The organism is Streptomyces sp. NPDC058240 (genome assembly GCF_042882135.1).
Lineage (GTDB): Bacteria > Actinomycetota > Actinomycetes > Streptomycetales > Streptomycetaceae > Streptomyces.
The window spans coordinates 23,179-42,649 of the sequence record NZ_JBHVWT010000024.1 but is presented as its reverse complement, the minus strand read 5'-3'; the positions used below and the strand labels follow the sequence as shown (position 1 = coordinate 42,649).

The 19,471-nt window shown below is 70.6% G+C and carries 17 protein-coding genes; 15 read left to right on the top strand and 2 right to left on the bottom strand.

Features of this window, described 5'->3' with window-relative positions:
* Positions 1-98: 98 nt before the first annotated feature.
* The 8 genes from ACFVX4_RS28685 to ACFVX4_RS28650 all read left to right on the top strand — a co-directional run bounded on the left by ACFVX4_RS28685 (position 99) and on the right by ACFVX4_RS28650 (position 8,053).
* The gene (locus ACFVX4_RS28685) at positions 99-899 is read left to right on the top strand and encodes a crotonase/enoyl-CoA hydratase family protein (RefSeq protein ID WP_389982345.1); all 801 of its coding nucleotides are present in this window, start codon (positions 99-101) and stop codon (positions 897-899) included.
* 15 nt (positions 900-914) lie between these two features.
* On the top strand, positions 915-1,859 hold the full coding sequence (locus ACFVX4_RS28680; RefSeq protein WP_389982342.1) for a Zn-ribbon domain-containing OB-fold protein: 945 nt from the start codon (positions 915-917) through the stop codon (positions 1,857-1,859).
* The gene (locus ACFVX4_RS28675; protein ID WP_389982339.1) at positions 1,860-2,912 is read left to right on the top strand and encodes a thiolase domain-containing protein; all 1,053 of its coding nucleotides are present in this window, start codon (positions 1,860-1,862) and stop codon (positions 2,910-2,912) included. It abuts the gene before it with no gap.
* Positions 2,905-4,071: a thiolase domain-containing protein gene (locus ACFVX4_RS28670; RefSeq protein WP_389982336.1), complete on the top strand. Its 1,167-nt coding sequence runs from the start codon at positions 2,905-2,907 to the stop codon at positions 4,069-4,071. Before ACFVX4_RS28675 ends, ACFVX4_RS28670 begins: the two co-directional genes overlap by 8 nt.
* A gap of 103 nt (positions 4,072-4,174) precedes the next feature.
* Positions 4,175-4,417: a DUF397 domain-containing protein gene (locus ACFVX4_RS28665; protein ID WP_389982333.1), complete on the top strand. Its 243-nt coding sequence runs from the start codon at positions 4,175-4,177 to the stop codon at positions 4,415-4,417.
* Positions 4,418-4,480: 63 nt separating this feature from the next.
* Positions 4,481-4,906: an ACT domain-containing protein gene (locus tag ACFVX4_RS28660; protein ID WP_389982330.1), complete on the top strand. Its 426-nt coding sequence runs from the start codon at positions 4,481-4,483 to the stop codon at positions 4,904-4,906.
* Between the two features lie 104 nt (positions 4,907-5,010).
* Positions 5,011-5,511, top strand: coding sequence for a hypothetical protein (locus tag ACFVX4_RS28655; protein ID WP_018550733.1), 501 nt, complete (start codon positions 5,011-5,013; stop codon positions 5,509-5,511).
* Between the two features lie 148 nt (positions 5,512-5,659).
* Complete coding sequence (locus ACFVX4_RS28650) at positions 5,660-8,053, top strand: glycoside hydrolase N-terminal domain-containing protein (protein WP_389982327.1); 2,394 nt, start codon at positions 5,660-5,662, stop codon at positions 8,051-8,053.
* Here ACFVX4_RS28650 and ACFVX4_RS28645 read toward each other — a convergent pair.
* Positions 8,029-10,242, bottom strand: coding sequence for a germacradienol/geosmin synthase (locus ACFVX4_RS28645; RefSeq protein WP_389982324.1), 2,214 nt, complete (start codon positions 10,240-10,242; stop codon positions 8,029-8,031). The genes ACFVX4_RS28650 and ACFVX4_RS28645 overlap by 25 nt on opposite strands.
* 385 nt (positions 10,243-10,627) lie before the next feature.
* Here ACFVX4_RS28645 and ACFVX4_RS28640 point away from each other — a divergent pair, with 385 nt between their 5' ends.
* Entirely contained in the window at positions 10,628-11,959 is a 1,332-nt protein-coding gene (locus tag ACFVX4_RS28640) for an N-acetylmuramoyl-L-alanine amidase (RefSeq protein WP_389982321.1), read from the top strand.
* Positions 11,960-12,027: 68 nt separating this feature from the next.
* The gene (locus tag ACFVX4_RS28635) at positions 12,028-12,297 is read left to right on the top strand and encodes a hypothetical protein (protein WP_389982318.1); all 270 of its coding nucleotides are present in this window, start codon (positions 12,028-12,030) and stop codon (positions 12,295-12,297) included.
* A 70-nt stretch (positions 12,298-12,367) separates the two neighbouring features.
* Here the strand turns inward: ACFVX4_RS28635 and ACFVX4_RS28630 are convergent, their stop codons facing one another.
* Positions 12,368-13,555, bottom strand: coding sequence for an ROK family protein (locus tag ACFVX4_RS28630; RefSeq protein ID WP_389982315.1), 1,188 nt, complete (start codon positions 13,553-13,555; stop codon positions 12,368-12,370).
* Positions 13,556-13,720: 165 nt separating this feature from the next.
* Between ACFVX4_RS28630 and ACFVX4_RS28625 the strand changes: the two genes are divergently transcribed.
* The 5 genes from ACFVX4_RS28625 to ACFVX4_RS28605 are packed head-to-tail and all read left to right on the top strand — an operon-like array spanning position 13,721 to position 19,305.
* On the top strand, positions 13,721-15,208 hold the full coding sequence (locus ACFVX4_RS28625; protein ID WP_389982312.1) for a sugar ABC transporter ATP-binding protein: 1,488 nt from the start codon (positions 13,721-13,723) through the stop codon (positions 15,206-15,208).
* Positions 15,190-16,221 carry an ABC transporter permease gene (locus ACFVX4_RS28620; RefSeq protein ID WP_389982310.1) on the top strand — a complete coding sequence of 344 codons (1,032 nt, stop codon included), beginning with the start codon at positions 15,190-15,192 and terminating at the stop codon, positions 16,219-16,221. The genes ACFVX4_RS28625 and ACFVX4_RS28620 overlap by 19 nt, the downstream gene beginning before the upstream one ends.
* Positions 16,218-17,225 carry an ABC transporter permease gene (locus ACFVX4_RS28615; protein WP_389982307.1) on the top strand — a complete coding sequence of 336 codons (1,008 nt, stop codon included), beginning with the start codon at positions 16,218-16,220 and terminating at the stop codon, positions 17,223-17,225. Before ACFVX4_RS28620 ends, ACFVX4_RS28615 begins: the two co-directional genes overlap by 4 nt.
* On the top strand, positions 17,222-18,436 hold the full coding sequence (locus ACFVX4_RS28610) for an ABC transporter substrate-binding protein (protein WP_389982304.1): 1,215 nt from the start codon (positions 17,222-17,224) through the stop codon (positions 18,434-18,436). The genes ACFVX4_RS28615 and ACFVX4_RS28610 overlap by 4 nt, the downstream gene beginning before the upstream one ends.
* A complete protein-coding gene (locus ACFVX4_RS28605) occupies positions 18,433-19,305 on the top strand; it encodes a sugar phosphate isomerase/epimerase family protein (RefSeq protein ID WP_389982301.1) in 873 nt (290 codons plus the stop codon). The genes ACFVX4_RS28610 and ACFVX4_RS28605 overlap by 4 nt, the downstream gene beginning before the upstream one ends.
* The last annotated feature ends 166 nt before the right edge of the window (positions 19,306-19,471 follow it).

The window sequence follows — 19,471 nt, the reverse complement described above, 5'->3', positions numbered from 1 at the left end:
AGGTGCCGCCAAGGAAATCTGACTAGCTGTCAGAAAACTATTGAACTGGGCCACCACCTACTGCAACCTGTTCTAGGTCTTTGGATGGGAGGCGGACAATGGCTGGTACGGAACACCTCGGCGTGCGGCGCGAGGGCGCCACGCTGGTGCTCACCCTGAACAGGCCGGAGGCGAAGAACGCCCTGTCGCTGCCGATGCTGGTCGGGCTGTACGACGGCTGGCTCGCGGCGGACGAGGACGACACGATCCGCTCGGTCGTCCTGACCGGCGCGGGCGGCTGCTTCTGCGCCGGTATGGACCTCAAGGCCCTGGCGGGCAAGGGAATGGCGGGCGAGCAGTACCGGGACCGGATGACCGCCGACCCCGATCTGCACTGGAAGGCGATGCTGCGCCACCACCGCCCCCGCAAACCGGTCATCGCCGCGGTGGAGGGCCACTGCGTCGCGGGCGGCACCGAGATCCTCCAGGGTACCGACATCCGGATCGCCGGGGCGGGCGCCACCTTCGGGCTCTTCGAGGTGCGGCGCGGGCTCTTCCCCATCGGAGGGTCGACGGTCCGGCTGCCACGCCAGATCGCCCGGACGCACGCACTCGAAATGCTCCTCACCGGACGCCCGTACAGCGCCGCGGAAGCGGCCGGCATCGGGCTGATCGGCCGGGTCGTCCCCGACGGCACCGCGCTGGAGGAGGCCCTCGCCGTCGCCGAGCGGATCAACGCCTGCGGACCGCTCGCCGTCGAGGCCGTCAAGGCCTCCGTGTACGAGACCGCCGAGATGACCGAGACCGAGGGGCTGGCCGCCGAACTGGAACGCGGCTGGCCGATCTTCGCGACCGACGACGCCAAGGAAGGCGCCCGCGCCTTCGCCGAGCAGCGCCCGCCCGTCTACCGGCGCGCCTGAGCCGAGGAGGCAACCGTGCCCGAAGCCCTCAGCGCACCGCTGGTGGTCGAATTCCCCTTCACCCGCTCCCTCGGACCCGTCCAGAGCGCCTTCCTCACCGGACTGCGCGAACGCACCGTCCTCGGCGTACGCACCGGCGAGGGAAAGGTCCTGGTCCCGCCCGTCGAGTACGACCCCGTCACCGCGGAGGAGATCCGCGAACTGACCGAGGTCGCCGCCACCGGCACCGTCACCACCTGGGCCTGGAACCCCGCCCCGCGCCGCGGCCAGCCCCTGGACACCCCCTTCGCCTGGGTCCTCGTCCGGCTCGACGGCGCCGACACCGCGCTGCTGCACGCCCTCGCCGCACCCGGCCCCGAAGCCGTACGCACCGGCATGCGGGTACGGATTCGCTGGGCCCCCGAGCGGACCGGCGCGATCACGGACATCGCCTGCTTCGAGCCGTACGACGGCGAGGACACCGGGCAGTACGCCCCGCACGACGGCGAGTTCACCGACCCCGTCACCGGCATCGTCACCCCCGCCAGGCTCGACTACCGGTACACCCCGGGCCGCGCCCAGAGCGCGTACCTCGGCGCACTCTCCCGGCAGCGCATCGTCGGCGAGCGCTGCCCGTCCTGCCACAAGGTGTACGTACCGCCCCGCGGCGCCTGCCCCACCTGCGGAGTCGCCACCGCCGAACAGGTCGAGGTCGGCCCGCGCGGCACCGTGACCACGTTCTGCATCGTCAACATCAAGGCGAAGAACCTCGACATCGAAGTCCCGTACGTCTACGCGCACATCGCACTCGACGGCGCGGACCTCGCCCTGCACGCGCGGATCGGCGGCATTCCGTACGACCAGGTGCGCATGGGCCTGCGCGTCGAACCCGTCTGGACCGAGGGCGGGCGGCACCCCGACCACTACCGGCCGACCGGCGAGCCCGACGCCGACTACGACGTGTACAAGGAGCTGCTCTAGATGCGAGACGTGGCGATCGTCGCCTTCGCGCAGACGGACCATCTGCGGCAGACCGACGAACTCTCCGAGGTCGAGATGCTGATGCCCGTCCTCCACCGGGTCCTCGACGCGACCGGGCTCAGGGCCAGCGACATCGGTTTCACCTGTTCCGGCTCCAGCGACTATCTCGCGGGCCGCGCCTTCTCCTTCACCATGGCCCTCGACGGCGTCGGCGCGTACCCCCCGATCTCCGAGTCCCACGTGGAGATGGACGGTGCCTGGGCGCTGTACGAGGCCTGGGTGAAGATCCAGACGGGCCAGGCGGACACCGCGCTCGTCTACTCCTACGGAAAGTCCTCGCCCGGCAAGGTGCGCGATGTCCTCACCCGCCAGCTCGACCCGTACTACGTCGGCCCGCTCTGGCCGGACTCCGTCGCACTCGCCGCCCTCCAGGCCCAGGCGCTGATCGACGCGGGCGACACGGACGAGGCCGCCCTCGCCGCGATCGCCCACCGCAGCCGCGCCGCCGCGGCGGACAACCCGCACGCCCAGTTCAAGGGACCGGTCCCGGCCGGCGACTACGTCGTGCAGCCACTGCGCACCGGCGACTGCCCGCCGGTCGGTGACGGCGCGGCCGCCGTGATCCTCGCCGCCGGAGACACCGCACGGGCCCTGTGCCCCCGCCCCGCCTGGATCCGCGGCATCGACCACCGCATCGAGGCCCATGGCCTCGGGCTGCGGGAGCTGACCGAATCACCGTCCACCCGGCTCGCCGCCACCCGCGCCGGAGTCTTCGAACGACCGGTGGACACCGCCGAGTTGCACGCCCCGTTCACCTCCCAGGAAGTCGTCCTGCGCAAGGCGCTCGGGCTCGGCGACAACGTGAACGTCAACCCGTCCGGCGGCGCACTGGCCGCCAATCCCGTCATGGCCGCCGGGCTGATCCGCCTCGGCGAGGCCGCTGCCCGCATCCACCGCGGCGAGTCCGACCGGGCGCTCGCCCACGCCACCTCCGGGCCCTGCCTGCAGCAGAACCTGGTCGCCGTCCTCGAAGGGGAGAGCGCTCATGCCTGAGGAGCCCGTGGCCGTCGTCGGTATCGGCCAGACGAAGCACGTGTCCGCGCGCCGGGACGTCTCCATCGCCGGACTCGTCCGCGAGGCCGCCGTCCGCGCACTGGAGGACGCGGCACTGACCTGGGCGGACATCGACGCCGTCGTCATCGGCAAGGCGCCCGACTTCTTCGAGGGCCTGATGATGCCGGAGCTCTATCTCGCCGACGCCCTCGGCGCGGTCGGCAAACCGATGCTCCGGGTGCACACCGCGGGCTCAGTCGGCGGCTCCACCGCACTCGTCGCGGCCAATCTGGTCTCCGCACGGGTGCACCGCACCGTCCTCACGCTCGCCTTCGAGAAACAGTCCGAGTCCAACGCCATGTGGGGGCTCTCGCTGCCCATCCCGTTCCAGCAGCCGCTGCTGGCCGGAGCGGGCGGCTTCTTCGCCCCGCACGTGCGGGCGTACATGCGCCGCACCGGGGCGCCGGACACGGTCGGTTCCCTCGTAGCGTACAAGGACCGCCGCAACGCGCTCAAGAATCCGTACGCGCACATCCACGACCCGGACATCACCCTGGAGAAGGTCCGGTCGGCGCCGATGCTCTGGGACCCGATCCGCTACTCGGAGACCTGCCCGTCCTCCGACGGGGCCTGCGCGATGATCCTCACCGACCGCGCCGGAGCGGCCCGTTCGCCGCATCCGCCCGCCTGGGTGCACGGCGGCGCGATGCGCAGCGAGCCGACCCTCTTCGCCGGCAAGGACTTCGTCTCGCCACGGGCGGGCCGGGACTGCGCCGCCGACGTGTACCGGCAGGCGGGAATCAGCGACCCGCGACGGGAGATCGACGCGGTGGAGATGTACGTGCCGTTCTCCTGGTACGAGCCGATGTGGCTGGAGAACCTCGGCTTCGCCGACGAGGGCGAGGGCTGGAAGCTCACCGAGTCCGGCGTCACCGAACTCGACGGCGACCTGCCCGTGAATCCCTCGGGCGGAGTGCTCTCCACCAACCCCATCGGCGCCTCCGGCATGATCCGCTTCGCCGAAGCCGCGTTGCAGGTCCGGGGACAGGCGGGCGAACACCAGGTGCCGGGGGCCCGGAAGGCGCTCGGTCACGCGTACGGCGGCGGGGCGCAGTTCTTCTCCATGTGGCTGGTCGGAGCCGAGCCTCCCACCCGCTGACACCAGGTCGTCCCGGACCGGCGCGAGCCCCTTCCGCGCCCTGTCCGGGACCGCCGGGTGTGACTACGCTCTGGGCCCGGGACGACAAGTGGGAGGAGCCGACGTGGCGGAGCGCACCACGGGCCAGCAGCCCTTCGCGGGCTGGGACAAGCCGGACCTCGATCTCAGCGACGCGCACTGGCGGTCGGGCAGCCAGGGCGTGGGAGATGTACAGATCGCCTTCGTCGAGGGATTCATCGCGATGCGCAACGCCGGCAAACCCGGCGGCCCGTCGCTCATCTTCACCCCGGCCGAGTGGCGCGCCTTCGTGGTGAACGCCCGCGACGGCGAGTTCGACCTCACCTGAGGGCCGGACGACGGCGTTCCCGTTCGGGTCGCGTCACCGCACACCGTGGGTAGCGTGGTCGCCGTGAACGGTGAGCGTGATCTCCGAAGCCTGCTGAGCGGAATGCGACCGGAGCTGAACCCCGGTCGCTACGTCTTCACGAGCGTGCCCGACGGCGTCGTCCCCCGCGATGTCACGCCCGTCGTCACGGTCACCGAGGCCGAAGGGCTGACGCTGGTCCTTTCGGAGGCGCAGGCCGTCTCGGCCGGGCTGGGCCACGACTACGCCGCGGCCTGGATCACCCTCCGTGTCCACTCCGCGCTGGACGCGGTCGGACTCACCGCCGCCGTGGCCCTGGCGCTCACCGACGTGGGGCTGAGCTGCAATGTGGTGGCCGGTTTCCATCACGACCACTTGTTCGTCCCGTACGACCGGGGCGAGGAGGCCGTCGGCGTGCTGGAGGCGCTGGCCGCGGAATCCTCCCGGGAGCCGGGGCGCGGATCCGCCTGAGCCCGGGGCGCGGACCCGGCCGGGTCCGGCCCGCGCGCCCGTCGGCGCCCCGGCCTGCGCGGACCCGGCTCCGCAACGTGAGCCCGGACACGTAACATGGCTGCATGTCCTTCCTCCGCCGCCGTAGCGCCGCCACACCCGCGGGCCCCGACTTCGACGTCCTGGCCATGGACCCGGGGGACTGGCCCGGAAACCTCGGAGCCGGTCTGCTGCCCGCGCCCGACGGAAGCTGTCAGGGCGTCTTTCTGCGTTACGACCTGTTCGGCGGACGCGGCCCCGCGATGATCATCGGCAATCTCCCGGAGGGCTCGCCCGCCCGCGAGACCGAGGAGGGCCAGGTCCCGTTCGAGGTCGCCCAGCTGCTGCTCGCGCTGGAGAACGACGAGCCGGTCGAGGTCACCGGCACGGAGGACATGCCCGTGATGCAGGGCGACAACCTGCTGATCGTCCGCCGGGTCAAGCTCTCCGAGAGCCGGATCTCCTGCGTCCAGTTCGACCGCAGCGACGGTGTGCTCGTCACCATCGCCAGCTGGGACCGACCGATCACCGACGATCTGTACACCCTGCTGAAGCCCCTGCCCGCCGAGCTGTTCCAGCAGGGCTGAAACGGTCCTCCCGTCGGCCGTCCGCCTGTCCCGGGCGGCGGCGGGGCACATACCCCAACATCTGTCCAAGTGCTCGCGGCCTCCGTCCAAGAGGCCGCTTTGTCGTGCTTCTTGTCGGGTCAGTCGTCGGACCTTTACCGTCGGCCGCATGACATCCGGGATCACGCGACGCACCACAGTCAAGACAGCGATCGGCGCAACCAGTGCTCTGGCACTGGGAATTCCCACCCTCTCCGGAGCGGCGACCGCCGTCGGTACCTCCGATGAATCGCAGAGTGTCGCCTACTCGAAGAAACAGGCGGAACCGACTCTCCGGTACGACGCCCCGGCCGCGAACTGGGAACGCGAGTCGCTCCCCATCGGCGGCGGTGCCCTCGGCGCGAGCGTGTACGGGACGCTTGCCTCCGAACGGCTCACCTTCAACGAAAAGACGCTGTGGACCGGCGGTCCCGGCTCCGTCCAGGGCTACGACTTCGGGAACTGGACCGCCCCCAGGCCCGGTGCCCTCACCGGCGTACAGCAACGCCTCGACAGTCAGGGCGCACTCGGCCCGGACGCCGTCGCCGCCGAACTCGGACAGGCGCGGCGCGGCTACGGCGCCTACCAGGTCTTCGGCGACCTGCGGCTGGATCTGCCGAACGCACCGGCCGCCCCCGACGCCTCCTACCGCCGCACCCTCGATCTGCGCAGCGCCCTCGCCTCAGTGACCTACACCCATCAAGAGGTGGGCCACACACGGGAGTTCTTCGCCTCCCACCCGGGCAGGGTCATCGCGGGGCGCCTCCGCGCCGACCGTCCGGGGCAGGTGTCCTTCACCCTGCGCTACACCTCACCCCGCAGCGACTGCACCGTCACCGCCGACCGCGACCGGCTCACCGTACGCGGCGCGCTGGAGGACAACGGTCTGCGCTTCGAGGCCCAGATCCGCGTCCTGACCAGCGGCGGCACCGTCACCGCGGGCACGGACGGCACCCTCACCGTCACCGGCGCCGACAGCGCCTGGTTCGTCCTCGCCGCGGGCACCGACTACGCCGACGACTACCCCTCCTACCGGGGCGACGACCCGCACCCGGCGGTCACCGCCGCCGTGGACTCCGCCGCCCGGACCTCCTACGAGAAGGTCCGCGACACCCACGTACGCGACCACCGCACCCTCTTCGACCGGGTCGCCCTCGACATCGGCCAGCAACTGCCCGACCTGCCCACCGACCAGTTGCTCGCCCGCTACACGGGCGGTGCGAGTCCCGCCGACCGGGCGCTGGAAGCGCTGTTCTTCCAGTACGGCCGCTACCTGCTGATCGCCTCCTCGCGGGCCGGCTCGCTGCCCGCCAACCTCCAGGGCGTCTGGAACAACTCCACCACCCCGCCCTGGTCGGCCGACTACCACAGCAACATCAATCTGCAGATGAACTACTGGCTCGCCGAGGTCACCAACCTCGCCGAGACCACCGCACCCTACGACCGCTACATCGAAGCGATGCGCGCCCCCGGCCGGAAGACCGCGAAGGAGATGTTCGGGACCGCCGGCTGGGTGGTGCACAACGAGACCAACCCGTACGGCTTCACCGGCGTCCACGACTGGTCCACCGCCTTCTGGTTCCCGGAGGCCGCCGCCTGGCTCACCCAACAGATGTACGAGCACTACCGGTTCGGCGGATCCACCGACTACCTGCGCTCCACCGCCTACCCGGCGATGAAGGAGGCGGCCGAATTCTGGCTGGCCAATCTGCGCACCGACCCGCGCGACGGACTGCTCGTCGTCACCCCCAGCTACTCGCCCGAGCACGGCGACTTCACCGCCGGTGCCGCGATGTCCCAGCAGATCGTGCACGACCTCCTCACCAACACCCTGGAGGCCGCCCGCACCCTCGGTGACTCACCTGCCTTCCGCAGCCGCCTGGAGACCGCCCTCGTCCGGCTCGACCCCGGGCTGCGGATCGGCTCCTGGGGCCAGCTCCAGGAGTGGAAGAGCGACCGCGACGACCCGGCCGACGACCACCGCCATGTCTCGCACCTCTTCGCCCTGCACCCCGGGCGGCAGATCGAACCCGGCAGCAAGTGGGCCGAGGCGGCCGAGGTCTCCCTCGGCGCACGCGGCGACGGCGGCACCGGCTGGTCCAAGGCATGGAAGATCAACTTCTGGGCGCGGCTGCGCGACGGCGACCACGCCCACAGGATGCTCGCCGAACAGCTGAAGAACTCCACCCTGCCCAACCTCTGGGACACCCACCCGCCCTTCCAGATCGACGGCAACTTCGGCGCCACCTCGGGCATCGCCGAAATGCTGCTGCAGAGCCAGCACGACACCGTCGACATCCTCCCCGCCCTCCCGTCGGGCTGGCCGGACGGATCGGTGCGCGGGCTGCGCGCCCGGGGAGGCTTCACGGTCGACATCGAATGGGCCGCGGGGCAGGCCCGCCGTGTGGTGATCACGGCGAGCCGCAGCCGTGAAGTGACCGTCCGCAGCTCGCTGTTCGCGAGCGGCGAGAAGGTCTTCAAGGCACGTGCAGGCGGTCGCTACACGCTGGTCGCCGAGGGCTGAGCGAACAGCGCGGTCACCCGCGCCGCCGAGACACCGAGCCCCGTGGGACCGCTGATGTGCCACGGGGTTCCGGTGCCGCGCAGCAGGTCCTGCTCGCGGTAGCGCCGGCAGTCCCGGTGCCAGATCAGGATGCCCGCGATCCAGTGCTTGAGCTCCTGCACGTACCCGGCGAGGACCTCCCTCGCCTCCGCGTCCAGCCCGAAGTCGTCGTAGAGCACCGGGAGTTCCTGCTCGGCGACATGCAGGAACTGCCTCAGTCGCGACTTCATCAGGTCGTACACGATCGCCACCCCGGTCGGATAGTCCACCCCGAAGAAGTTCTGCACGACCAGGACGCCGTTGTGCACCTCGCCCTCGAACTCGATCTCCTTCTGGTACGAGAACAGGTCGTTGAGCAGACACGCGTAGTCCGCCGCCGCGTTCTCCAGGGAGCGCAGCGGCCCGCTGTGGTAGATCTCCGGCGGGACCTTCCTGCCGTGCCCCAGCCGGCACAGGCTCATCGTGAGGTCGGAGCCGAAGGTCATGCGCCGCATCTCGACGTAGTCCACCGGGTCGGGGATGCGGTTCTGCACCTGGTTCGCCAGCTCCCACACCCAGCTCGCGGTCATGTCCTCGACCGCCTTCCGGAACGCGCGGCGCCCGTCCGCGTCCATCGGGGCCGAGGTCCTCGCCCAGAGATCGGCGAGCCCCCGCTCCAGGGCGTTGACCGGTTCGGGCGTCCCGGATCCGTCCAGGGGCATGAACAGCGACAGACGCTCATTGGCGAGCTTGGCCCCCGCCAGGTCGCGGGCCCGTCCGTGCACCACCGGGAACCAGTCGTCGCCGTACGTCCCCCAGGTCAGCCACTGCGAGGAGAGGTCCAGCTCCTCCGGCGTCGCGTCCGGGTGCAGTCCCGCCGCGCACAGCGGCAGATCGGTCGCGACGAGGCGCTCCTCGTCCCAGATGTGCGAACCGGGCACCCCCGGCTGCGCCTCCAGGATGCCCATCCGGCCCGCCCAGTCCACGATCCGTACCCGCGCCCCGTCCAGATGCGGACTGAGCGTCGTGCCGAAGGGCAGCTCGAAGTCCGGCAGCAGCGACGGGCCGACGCGCTGGTACGGCACATGGGTGTGGCTGCGCAGCCGGGCCGCCTCCGAGCGTGACGTGAACCGGATCGACGCCGCGGCCATGCCGAAGCCGGTCGTGGCCGCTTCGACCGCGCCGTCGTTCATGTAGCGGCTGGAGCGCATGTGCCACTCATGACCGCCGGACTGCCAGTCCTGCAAGCCCTTGACGTACGCGAGAACGGCCGCGGCCTCGGGGGGATCGAGCCCCTTCTCCGCGCAGAGCGGCCCGAGTTCGGTGAGCGCGGTGTTCTCGAACTGCTGCAGCCGGGACGTCAGCAGATCGTTCACCGCGTCGGCGGCCTCCTGCGTGGTACAGCCGAGGAAGTGCTCCAGGACCAGCACACCGTTGCTGTTCTCGCCCTCGTCCTCGACCTCCCGCTGGTACGAGAAGAGGTCGTTGCGCAGGTGCACGCCGTCGGAGAAGGCGTCCCGCAGCACCCGCAGCGCACGCCCGTCGGCCACCGCCTCGGGGACCTCGGCGTCCGCCGCGTACTCCACGAGACCCGCCGACCAGGGGGCGCCGCCCACCTTGCGGCGCATCTCGATGTACTCGACGGGGTTCGCGATGCGCCCCTCGTCGATGTTGGCGAGCTCCCACAGCGACTCGTTGAGCAGGTTCTCCGTCGCCACGGCGAACCTGGCCCGCCAGGCGTCGGACATGCTCGGCACCGTACGCGTCCAGAGATCGGCCAGTCCCGCCTCGACCGGATTCGTCGGCTCCGGCATCGGGGCCCCGCGGTCCATCGGCATGAACGCCGGCAACCGGTCCAGATACTGCTTGGCGCCCTCACGGTCGGGGTTGCGCTTGAAGAGCTTCAGGAAGTGGTCGTCGAAGAAGAAGACCCACACGTACCAGTCGGTGACCAGCGAAAGCGCCTCGGCCGAGCAGTCGGGGTGGGTGTACGCGCACAGCAGCGCGTAGTCGTGGGAGTCGATGTCCTTCTCCTCCCAGATGCCCGAACCCTCCACCATCCCTATGCTGCGCGCCCACTGCTTGGTGTGTACTCGGGCCTCCTCGACGTGGGCGTTGAGCCGCGCCGGATACGGAACGTAGAAATCCGGCAGGGTGAACGGCTGAGCCATGTGCGTCCGGCCTTTCCTGGATCGCCGTGCGAACGCCGCACGGACGTGATCGTGTCGGCGCGAGCACTACCCTTCGGCCGTTCGGGGCACGCACATCCGGCATTAGTCACACAAAAGGCGTGCTCGTGGATGGCGGCCGGACACGGATCGGCGGCCGACCCGCCCCTCCGTGGGACCCGGGCAACGCGCCGTCGCCGAAGACCAGTTGAATTTTTCCGTCGCAGGTCAGTAGCCCTGCCAGTGGTCTGGTCCACTGGCTCGACCCGCGACCTCCATGGATCCCTTGACGTGCTGTCATCTCAGGTCGGAGAGTGTGCGCGCACAGCGGAACAGTGGGATCGGATCAGGCACGGCTCCATCACGCACGGCTCCAAGAAGGGTTGTCATGACGTCCAAGCAGAGGACCGGACTCGCACTCGCGTTGACAGGTGTCGGCGCACTGAGCATGGCGCTGCTCAGCCCCACGGTGCAGGCCGGTGCGGCCGGAGTGCGGCCGGAATGCCCCCGCAGCCTCGGATGCGACTGGGTACCGGCGGCCTACCAGCAGACGGGTGACCCGGCCGACAAGGAGACGTACGGGAATTACGACACCGCGGACCGACCGCACACCAGCAAGGTCAGATTCATCGTTCTGCACGACACCGAGGAAGACTTCGACACCACCCTGAAGATCTTCCAGAACCCGCTGAAGCAGACCTCCGCCCACTACGTGGTGCGCTCGGCCGACGGCCATGTCACCCAGATGGTCAAGGGCAAGGACGTCGCCTGGCAGGCGGGCAACTGGTACGTCAACAGCCACTCCATCGGCATCGAGCAGGAGGGCGTCGCCGTCGAGGGCGCCAAGTGGTACACCCCCGAGATGTACCGCTCGACCGCCAAGCTGGTGCGCTACCTCGCGGCCAAGTACGACATACCGCTCGACCGCCAGCACATCATCGGTCACGACGGAGTGCCGCCCACCAGCGCGTCCGGCACCAAGAACATGCACTGGGACCCGGGCACGTACTGGGACTGGAACCGCTTCATGGCGCTGCTCGGCAAGCCCACCGTGCCGAGCGCCCCCAAGAGAAGCGAACTGATCACCGTCAGCCCGGACTTCAAGAAGAACCAGCAGGCGTTCCGCGACTGCGAGAAGGGCGTCGACCTGCCGGTCCAGGGTTCCAGCGCCGTCCCGCTGCACACCGCACCGTCCACGGACGCGCCCCTCTTCTCCGACCCCGGCCTGCACACCGACGGCTCGCCCGGCACGAACTGCGCGGCCGACTGGGGCAGCAAGATCAGCGCCACCCAGCAGGCCGTCGTCGCGGACCACGCCCCCGGCTGGACGGCGATCTGGTGGTACGGCCAGAAGGCCTGGTTCGAGACCCCGGCCCGCAGCCGGAACACCACGCCGACCTCCGGCTATGTCGTCAGGCCCAAGGCGGGCCGCACGGACGTACCGGTGTACGGGGTCGCGTACCCGGAGGCGTCCGAGTACCCCGCGGACTTCGCGGACAAGCGGGTGGGCTCGCCGCTCCAGTACACGATCAAGGCCGGCCAGTCCTACCCCGGTGGGGGCGAGGCGCCGACGGGCTTCTTCTACGCGCCGACGATCGACTCCTCGTACCCGCTCGACCACGCGTACTTCGGTGGCAAGGAGAAGTACGTGACGGTGCAGATCGGCCACCGGATCGCCTTCGTGAAGGCGTCCGACGTGGACATCGTGCGCACGCGCTGAGACCGCGCCGAAGCCGTCGCAGCTGCGACGGAATGCCGGGCAACCCGTACGACCAGAAGGAGGCCTTCATGCACAAGCCGATCCGGACCGCCGCCACCGCGGCCACGGGCGTCGCCCTGGCGCTCGCACTCACCGGCGCAGGAGCCGTCGTCACCGTCGCGACGGTCTCGGCCGCCGCCGCGTCCGAGACCGGGGCGCAGGGCTGGGACGTCTCCGGCTCCTTCGACACCCAGCAGGAGTGCGTCGCGGCCGGGGACGCGGGCGTCACCGACGGGAGCTGGGCGCAGTACCGGTGCGTGCTGTTCGAGGCCCGGTGGGACCTGATGACTCCCGCGTAACCGCACGACGAAGTGTCGGCGTGACCGGTGCCCCTCCGCGTATCATCCGTGCGCGGAGGGGCACTCGGGCTCAGCCCGCGACCAGCCGGTTCACCTGCGCGGGAGACAGGGCGTGCTCGATGGCGAGGATCCCCGCCCCCACCGCTGCCGCGTTCTCACCCGTGCGGCTCGGCTCGATCCGCAGCAACTGGGTGGCCAGCGGATGCGAGCGCCGGTACACCGCCTCCCGCACCCCGGCGAGCAACTGGTCGTGAACGGCGGCCAGCGCGCCGCCCATCACCACAGTGTCCGGGTTGAAGAAGTTCACCAGGCCGGCGAGGACCTCGCCGACCGCCCGCCCGGCCTCCCGCACCATGCGTACGGCGTCCCGGTTACCGGACTGCACCAGCCGCACGACATCGCTGCCCGATGCCGCGTCCTGCCCCAGTCCGACCAGCTTCGCCGCCAGTGACGCACCGCCCGCGACCGCCTCCAGGCAGCCCGAATTGCCGCACCGGCACGGATCGTCGAGATCCCCGACCCGGATATGGCCGATGTCGCCCGCGCACCCCTGCGCCCCCCGGTGCAGCCTGCCGTCGGCGACGATTCCGCAGCCGATCCCCGTACCGACCTTGATGTACAGCAGATAGCGGCAGTCCGGGAAAGCGCGCCGCTGCTCGCCCAGCGCCATCACGTTCACATCGTTGTCGACGAGCGCCCGCACCCCGAACCGGGAAGCGAAGAACTCCGGGATCGGGTATTGGTGCCAGCCCGGCATGATCGGCGGATCGACGGGACGGCCGGTGGAGAACTCCACCGGGCCCGGCACCCCGACGCCGATGGACCGCAGCGTCCTCGGCTCCCGGTGCGTCTCCTCCAGCAGGGCGCGCACGGTGCGTTCCACGTGCCGCAGCACGGAATCCGGGCCGTCCCCGATCGACAGCGGCTCCTCGTGCGTGGCGAGCGTGGTCCCACCGATGTCCATCAGCGCCACCCGGCAGTGCGAGGCCCCCAGATCCACCCCGGCCACCGCGTGCTCACGGGTGCGCAGCGCCAGCCGCCGGGGCGGCCGGCCGCCGGTGGAACCGCCGTCGGCGTCCTCGTCCACGAGACCGTGCGCGATCAACGCGTCCACTCGCTGGGAGACCGTCGAACGGGCCATTCCGGTGACCCGGGCAATATCGGCACGGGTCGCCACCGCCCCGGAACCGATCAGTGCGAGCACCTCGCCCGGCGAGTGCGATGCGGCAGCGGAATTGCGATCCGACGGCGAAGACATGGCAGTCACCCTAGGGACGACTTTCGCTGCTCACAAGGCATCCAATGTTCGGGCATCGGCATAAGTGAGGGCCAAGTCGCCGTAAAACAAAGGTGCTTGAGACCTTGACACTCCCAATGGCTGTCACGACTCTGCTCTGCAGACCACTGAGCGAGGAGCAGTTCGATGCTGACGATGCAGGGTGTGTCCAAGAGCTTTCTCGGGGTGCGTGTGCTCGAAGGGGTGGGGCTCGACCTCGAAGCCGGAGAAGTGCATGCCCTGGTGGGGGAGAACGGTGCGGGAAAGTCGACACTGATGAAGATCCTCGCGGGCGAGCACTTACCCGACGCGGGAACCCTCACCATCGACGGCACCGCTCACTCCTTCAGTCACCCGGCCCAGGCCCAGGCCGCCGGGATCGGCATCATCCACCAGGAGTTCGCGCTCCTGGAGCACCGCACGGTCGCCGAGAACGTCTTCCTCGGCCGCGAACCGACCCGGTACGGACTCGTCGACCGACGCACCATGGAGCGGCGCACCGCCGAACTCCTCGCCGAGCTCGACGAGACCGGCATCACCCCCCGGACCCCCGTCCACGAGCTGTCCGTCGCACGCCGGCAGACCGTGGAGATCGTCAAGGCCCTCGCATCCGACGTCCGCATCCTGGTGATGGACGAACCCACCGCCGCACTCGCCGACCACGAGGTCGAGCGGCTCTGCGCCCTGGTCCGCCGCCTGACCGCCCGCGGACTCGGCATCCTCTACGTCTCGCACCGGCTCCGCGAGGTCTTCGACCTCTCGCGGCGCATCACCGTTCTCAAGGACGGCCGCCGCGTCACCACCCTCGACACCTGCGACACCGACGCCGACACGGTGGTGCGCGCCATGGTCGGACGGGAACTCGGCGCCTACTACCCGCCCCGGGCCCGCCCGGGAGAGCCCGGCGAGGCGCGGCTCACGGTGAGCGGCGGCGGCAACGCCCGGATCTCCGGCATCGATCTGACCCTGCGGGCCGGCGAGGTCGTCGGCGTCGCCGGTCTCCAGGGCTCCGGCCGCACCTCCCTCGCCCGCGCCCTCTTCGGCGTCGACCCCTTCACCACGGGCACCATGACCGTCGGCGGGGAGCCGCTGCGCCCGGCACGCCCCCGGGAAGCCGTCCGGGCCGGAATCGCCCTGGTCACCGAGGACCGCAAGGGGGAGGGCCTCGCGCTGCACCAGTCGGTGGCCGACAACGCGCTGCTCGTGACCCGCGCCGTCCCCGCGCGCGGCGGACCGGCCGCGCGCCGCGAGGTGACCGCGCTGCTGGAACGCGTACGCCTCCACGCCCACGGCGACGACCAGCAGGTCCAGTACCTGTCCGGCGGCAACCAGCAGAAGGTCGTCATCGCCAAATGGCTCGCCGCCCGCCCCCGGGTGCTCCTCTTCGACGAGCCGACCCGCGGCGTCGACGTCGGCGCCAAGGCGGCCATCCACACCCTCGTGAGGGAACTGGCACGCGAGGGCCTCGCGGTACTGATCATCTCCTCCGAACTGCCCGAACTGATCGGCATGAGCGACCGCATCCTCGTCATGGCCGAAGGCCGCCTCGCCGGTGAACTGCCCGCCGGTGCCCCGGAAGAGGCCGTCATGCGCGTCGCCACCGGCGGCGACCGCGCATGGGAGGGAGCAGCATGACCGCGCTACGGCCCGACTTGAGCACCCGGCCCCGTGCCAACCCGCCACGGACGGCCCGGCCGCGCCTCAGCGGCCCCGTGGCCGGGGTCTGGCTCGCCGCCCTCGCCGTCACCGTGCTCGGCTGGATCGCCGTCGCGGCCCGCGGCGGGGACTTCCTGACCGTGACCAATGTCGTCACGATCCTCCAGAACTGTGTCGCCCTCGGGCTCGTGGCCGTCGGCCAGTCCGTCGTCATCCTCACCGGATCGCTCGACCTGTCCGTCGCCTACCTCATCAGCCTGGGCACCCTCGTCGCCGCGGAGACGATGAAGAGCGGCAACGTGCTCGTCGCCGTCATCGCCGTCCTCGCGCTCTGCGCAGCCGTCGGCCTGGCCAACGGGCTGATCGTCACCGGCCTCAAGGTCAACGCGTTCATCGCCACCCTCGGCACGGCCTTCATCCTGCGCGGCTGGATCGAGGACAACTACACCGGCCCCGCGGGCAAGGTCCCCGCCTCCTTCCAGCACCTCGGCTACGACCGGATCGGGCCGGTTCCCGTCTCCCTCTTCCTCCTCCTCGCGGTCGCCGCCGCCCTCTGGCTGATCACCCACCGCACCCGGCTCGGCCACCACATGTACGCGACCGGCGGTGACGAGCACGCCGCCCGGCTCTCCGGCGTCCGCACCCGGCGCACCGTCATCGCCGCACACCTCCTGTGCTCGCTCTGCGTCGGCGCGGCGGCCCTCTTCCTCGCCGCCCGGCTCGGCGCCGGGGCTCCCTGGGCGGGCACGGAGGCCCGCTACGACCTGGAGTCCATCGCCGCCGTCGTCCTCGGCGGCACCGCGCTCGCCGGAGGGCGCGGGGGAGTGGCGGGCACCCTCGGCGGAGTTCTCGTCCTCGCCGTGCTCGACAGCGTCTTCAACCAGCTGTCCGTGGACCCGTTCTTCAAGAACGTCGTCCGCGGCGTCGTCATCATCGCGGCCGTCGCCCTCTACGCGCGGGGCCGCCGCACCCCGCAGGAGAGGACCGCATGACCACCGCCGCCCAGGCGCCCGCCGGCCGCCGTGTCCTGCGCGCTCTCACCACCGGCACACCCGTCTACCTCCTGCTCGCGGTGCTCCTCGCCGCGCTCGCCCTCACCGACCCGGGCTTCTACGAACCCGACCGCTTCCTCTCCTTCGTCAAGCGCGCCGCACCCCTGGTGATCCTCGCCGCCGGCCAGTACCTGGTCATCGTCTGCGGCGAGTTCGACCTCTCCGTCGGAGCGATCGTCACCGCGGGGGTGGTCGTCGCCGCCGAGCTGTACGGTTCGTTCCCGGCCGCGCCCTGGCCGCTCGTCACCGCGGTGCTGCTGCTCGCCGGAGCCCTCGCCGGTCTCGTCAGCGGACTGATCACCACTCTGCTGCGCGTGCCGTCGTTCATCACCACGCTCGGCATGATGCTGATCCTCGAAGGTGCCGTCTTCTTCTGGACCGGAGGCTCCCCGCACGGCGCGCTGCCCGGGGAATTCCGCAGGCTGGGGCGAGGCACCGCGTTCGGCTGGCTGCCGTGGGCCGTGCTCGCCTGCGTCGTCGCGGGACTCCTGGCGGTACGCCTGATGCGTTCCGACTTCGGCCGTACGCTCCTCGCCACCGGCGACAGCGAACGAGCCGCGGCGCTGGCCGGAGTCCGGGTCGCGCGTGCCCGGACCATCGCCTTCGTGCTCTCCGGCGTCGCGGCGGCGCTCGCGGCCGTACTCGTCGGCGGCTTCTCGGGAGTCTCGGCGCAGGCCGGCCGGGGCTACGAGTTCGAGGCGATCACGGCCGTCGTCCTGGGCGGCGTGGTGCTCGGCGGTGGCCGGGGCTCCGTCGTCGCGGCGATGGCCGGGGCGTTCTCGCTCCAGGCACTGTTCACCCTGCTCAACCTCCAGGGCGTCTCCGGAGCCCTGGAATCGACCGTGCAAGGCGTCATCGTCATCGCCGCCGTCGCCCTCGGCGCAGCCGACTGGTCCCGGCTGCGCCGCCGCGGCACCGAACCCCCGGGAGCGAAAACCTCATGAGCACGCGAAAGATCGGACATGTCCTCGCGCCGGTCGCCGCCATGCTGGGCGCGGCCCTGCTGGCCGGCTGCACGAGCGACGCACCGCCCGACGCGCCCGGCGCCCGAGCGAGCGGCAGCACGGGCGACCCGGGTACCGGTGAGCAGTCGAAGTTCTTCGACCGGGCCGAGTACGAGCGCCAGCTCGGCCTCGCCGAGGTGACCCCGCAGGGGCCCGCCGGAAAACCGTGGGAGCAGATGCTCGGCCCGAAGCTCGTCGACACCACCCAGTACCGGAAGAAGGGGTCCGGGGGAATCCGTCTCTGCTTCTCCAACGCCGGAGTCTTCAACCCCTGGCGCCAGGTCGGCCTGAAGAACATGCGGGCCGAGGCCGCACTCCACAAGGAGATCACCGGCTTCACCGTGCTCGACGCACAGGGCAAGGACGACAAGCAGATCTCCGACATCCAGGAACTCGCAGGCCAGGACTGCGACGCCCTGATCGTCTCCCCGAACACCACGGCCACCCTCACCCCCGCCGTCGAGCAGGCCTGCGGAAAGGTGCCCGTGATCGTCTTCGACCGGGGTGTCGAGACCGACTGCGCCGTCACCTTCATCAACCCGATCGGTGGTTACGGATATGGGGCGGTCGCCGCCGACTTCCTCGTCGGGAAGGTGAAGCCCAAGGGGAAGATCCTCGCCCTGCGGATCTCCCCGGGAGTCGATGTGCTGGAGACCCGCTGGTCGGCGGCGAAGCTCGCGTTCGACAAGAGCGGACTCCACGTCGTGGACGTGAAGTTCACCGACGGCGACCCGGCGAAGACCAAGGCGATCGTCACCGACGCCCTCACCCGCAACGGCGACATCGACGGCGTCTGGATGGACTCCGGGGCGACCTCCGTCGCCGCCGTCGAGGCATTCGAGGACGCCGGAAAGGACGTACCGCCCATCACCGGCGAGGACCAGCAGGACTTCCTCCAGGTCTGGAAGGAGAAGAAACTCACCGCCATCGCCCCCTCGTACCCCACCTTCCAGTGGCGCACCCCGGTCATCGCCGCGCTGAAAATCCTCAAGGGGGAGCAGGTCCCGAAGGAGTGGAAGCTTCCGCAGCCCACCGTCACCCAGGACACCCTCGACCAGTACTACAAGCCCGGCATGCCGCCCCTGCACTACGCGATGTGCGGCTGCGAGAACCTGCCCGGATTCCCGGAGAAGTGGGGAGGAAAGAAGTGACCGTCGCCTTCCCGCTCGGTGCCAATCCGTGGATCTGGCACTCGCCGGTGACGTACGAAACGCTCGGTGACGTCCTGCCGCGGCTGTCCGGGTGGGGCTTCGACTGCGTCGAGATCCCACTGGAGAACGAACGGGACTGGGCGCCCGCATCCGTCGCCAAGCTCCTCGACGCCTCCGGCCTCGCCCCCGCCGCGGTGATCGCCGTCATGCCGCCCGGCCGCGACCTGGTCCGCACCGATCCGCAGACCGTCCGGGTCACCCAGGACTACCTGCACCGCTGCGTCGACGCCGCCCGCGCCCTCGACGCCCCCACCGTCGCCGGACCCATGTATGCGGCGGTGGGCCGGACCTGGCGGATGGACCGCAACGAACGCGCCGCGGCGTACGAGGAGTTGCGGGAGAACCTCGCCCCGGTCGTCGAACACGCCCGCGCGGCTGGGGTGCGCCTCGCCGTGGAGCCCCTCAACCGGTACGAGACGAGCCTGCTCAACACCGTCGACCAGACCCTCGAAGCGCTGACCGGACTCCCCGGGGCCACCATCGGCCTCGCGCTCGACGTCTACCACCAGAACATCGAGGAACGCTCGCTGCCCGACGCCGTGCGCCGCGCGGCCGGCCGCATCGTCCATGTCCAGGTGTGCGCCAACGACCGGGGCACGCCCGGCGCCGACTGTCTCGACTGGCCCGGCTTCCTCACCGCGCTCACCACGAGCGGCTACTGGGGCCCGCTCTGCATCGAGTCGTTCACCGCGCACAACGACGCCATCGCGGTCGCCGCCTCGGTCTGGCGGCCGCTCGCCGGTACCCAGGACAGCATCGCGACCGACGGCCTGGCCTTTCTGCGCCGGGCCCTGAGGGCTGTCCCGTAATCCCTGGCGGGCGTGCGACGACAGCTATGGCACCTCGCCGCGTTGTCGGAACGCCCGAATACATCCAGTATTCGGGCATCCCTCCGCCTTGCGATGGACCGCATCAGACGCCGCACGCTGATCCATCAGGGATTACGGGACAGCCCTCGGCACCACCCCCTGACCC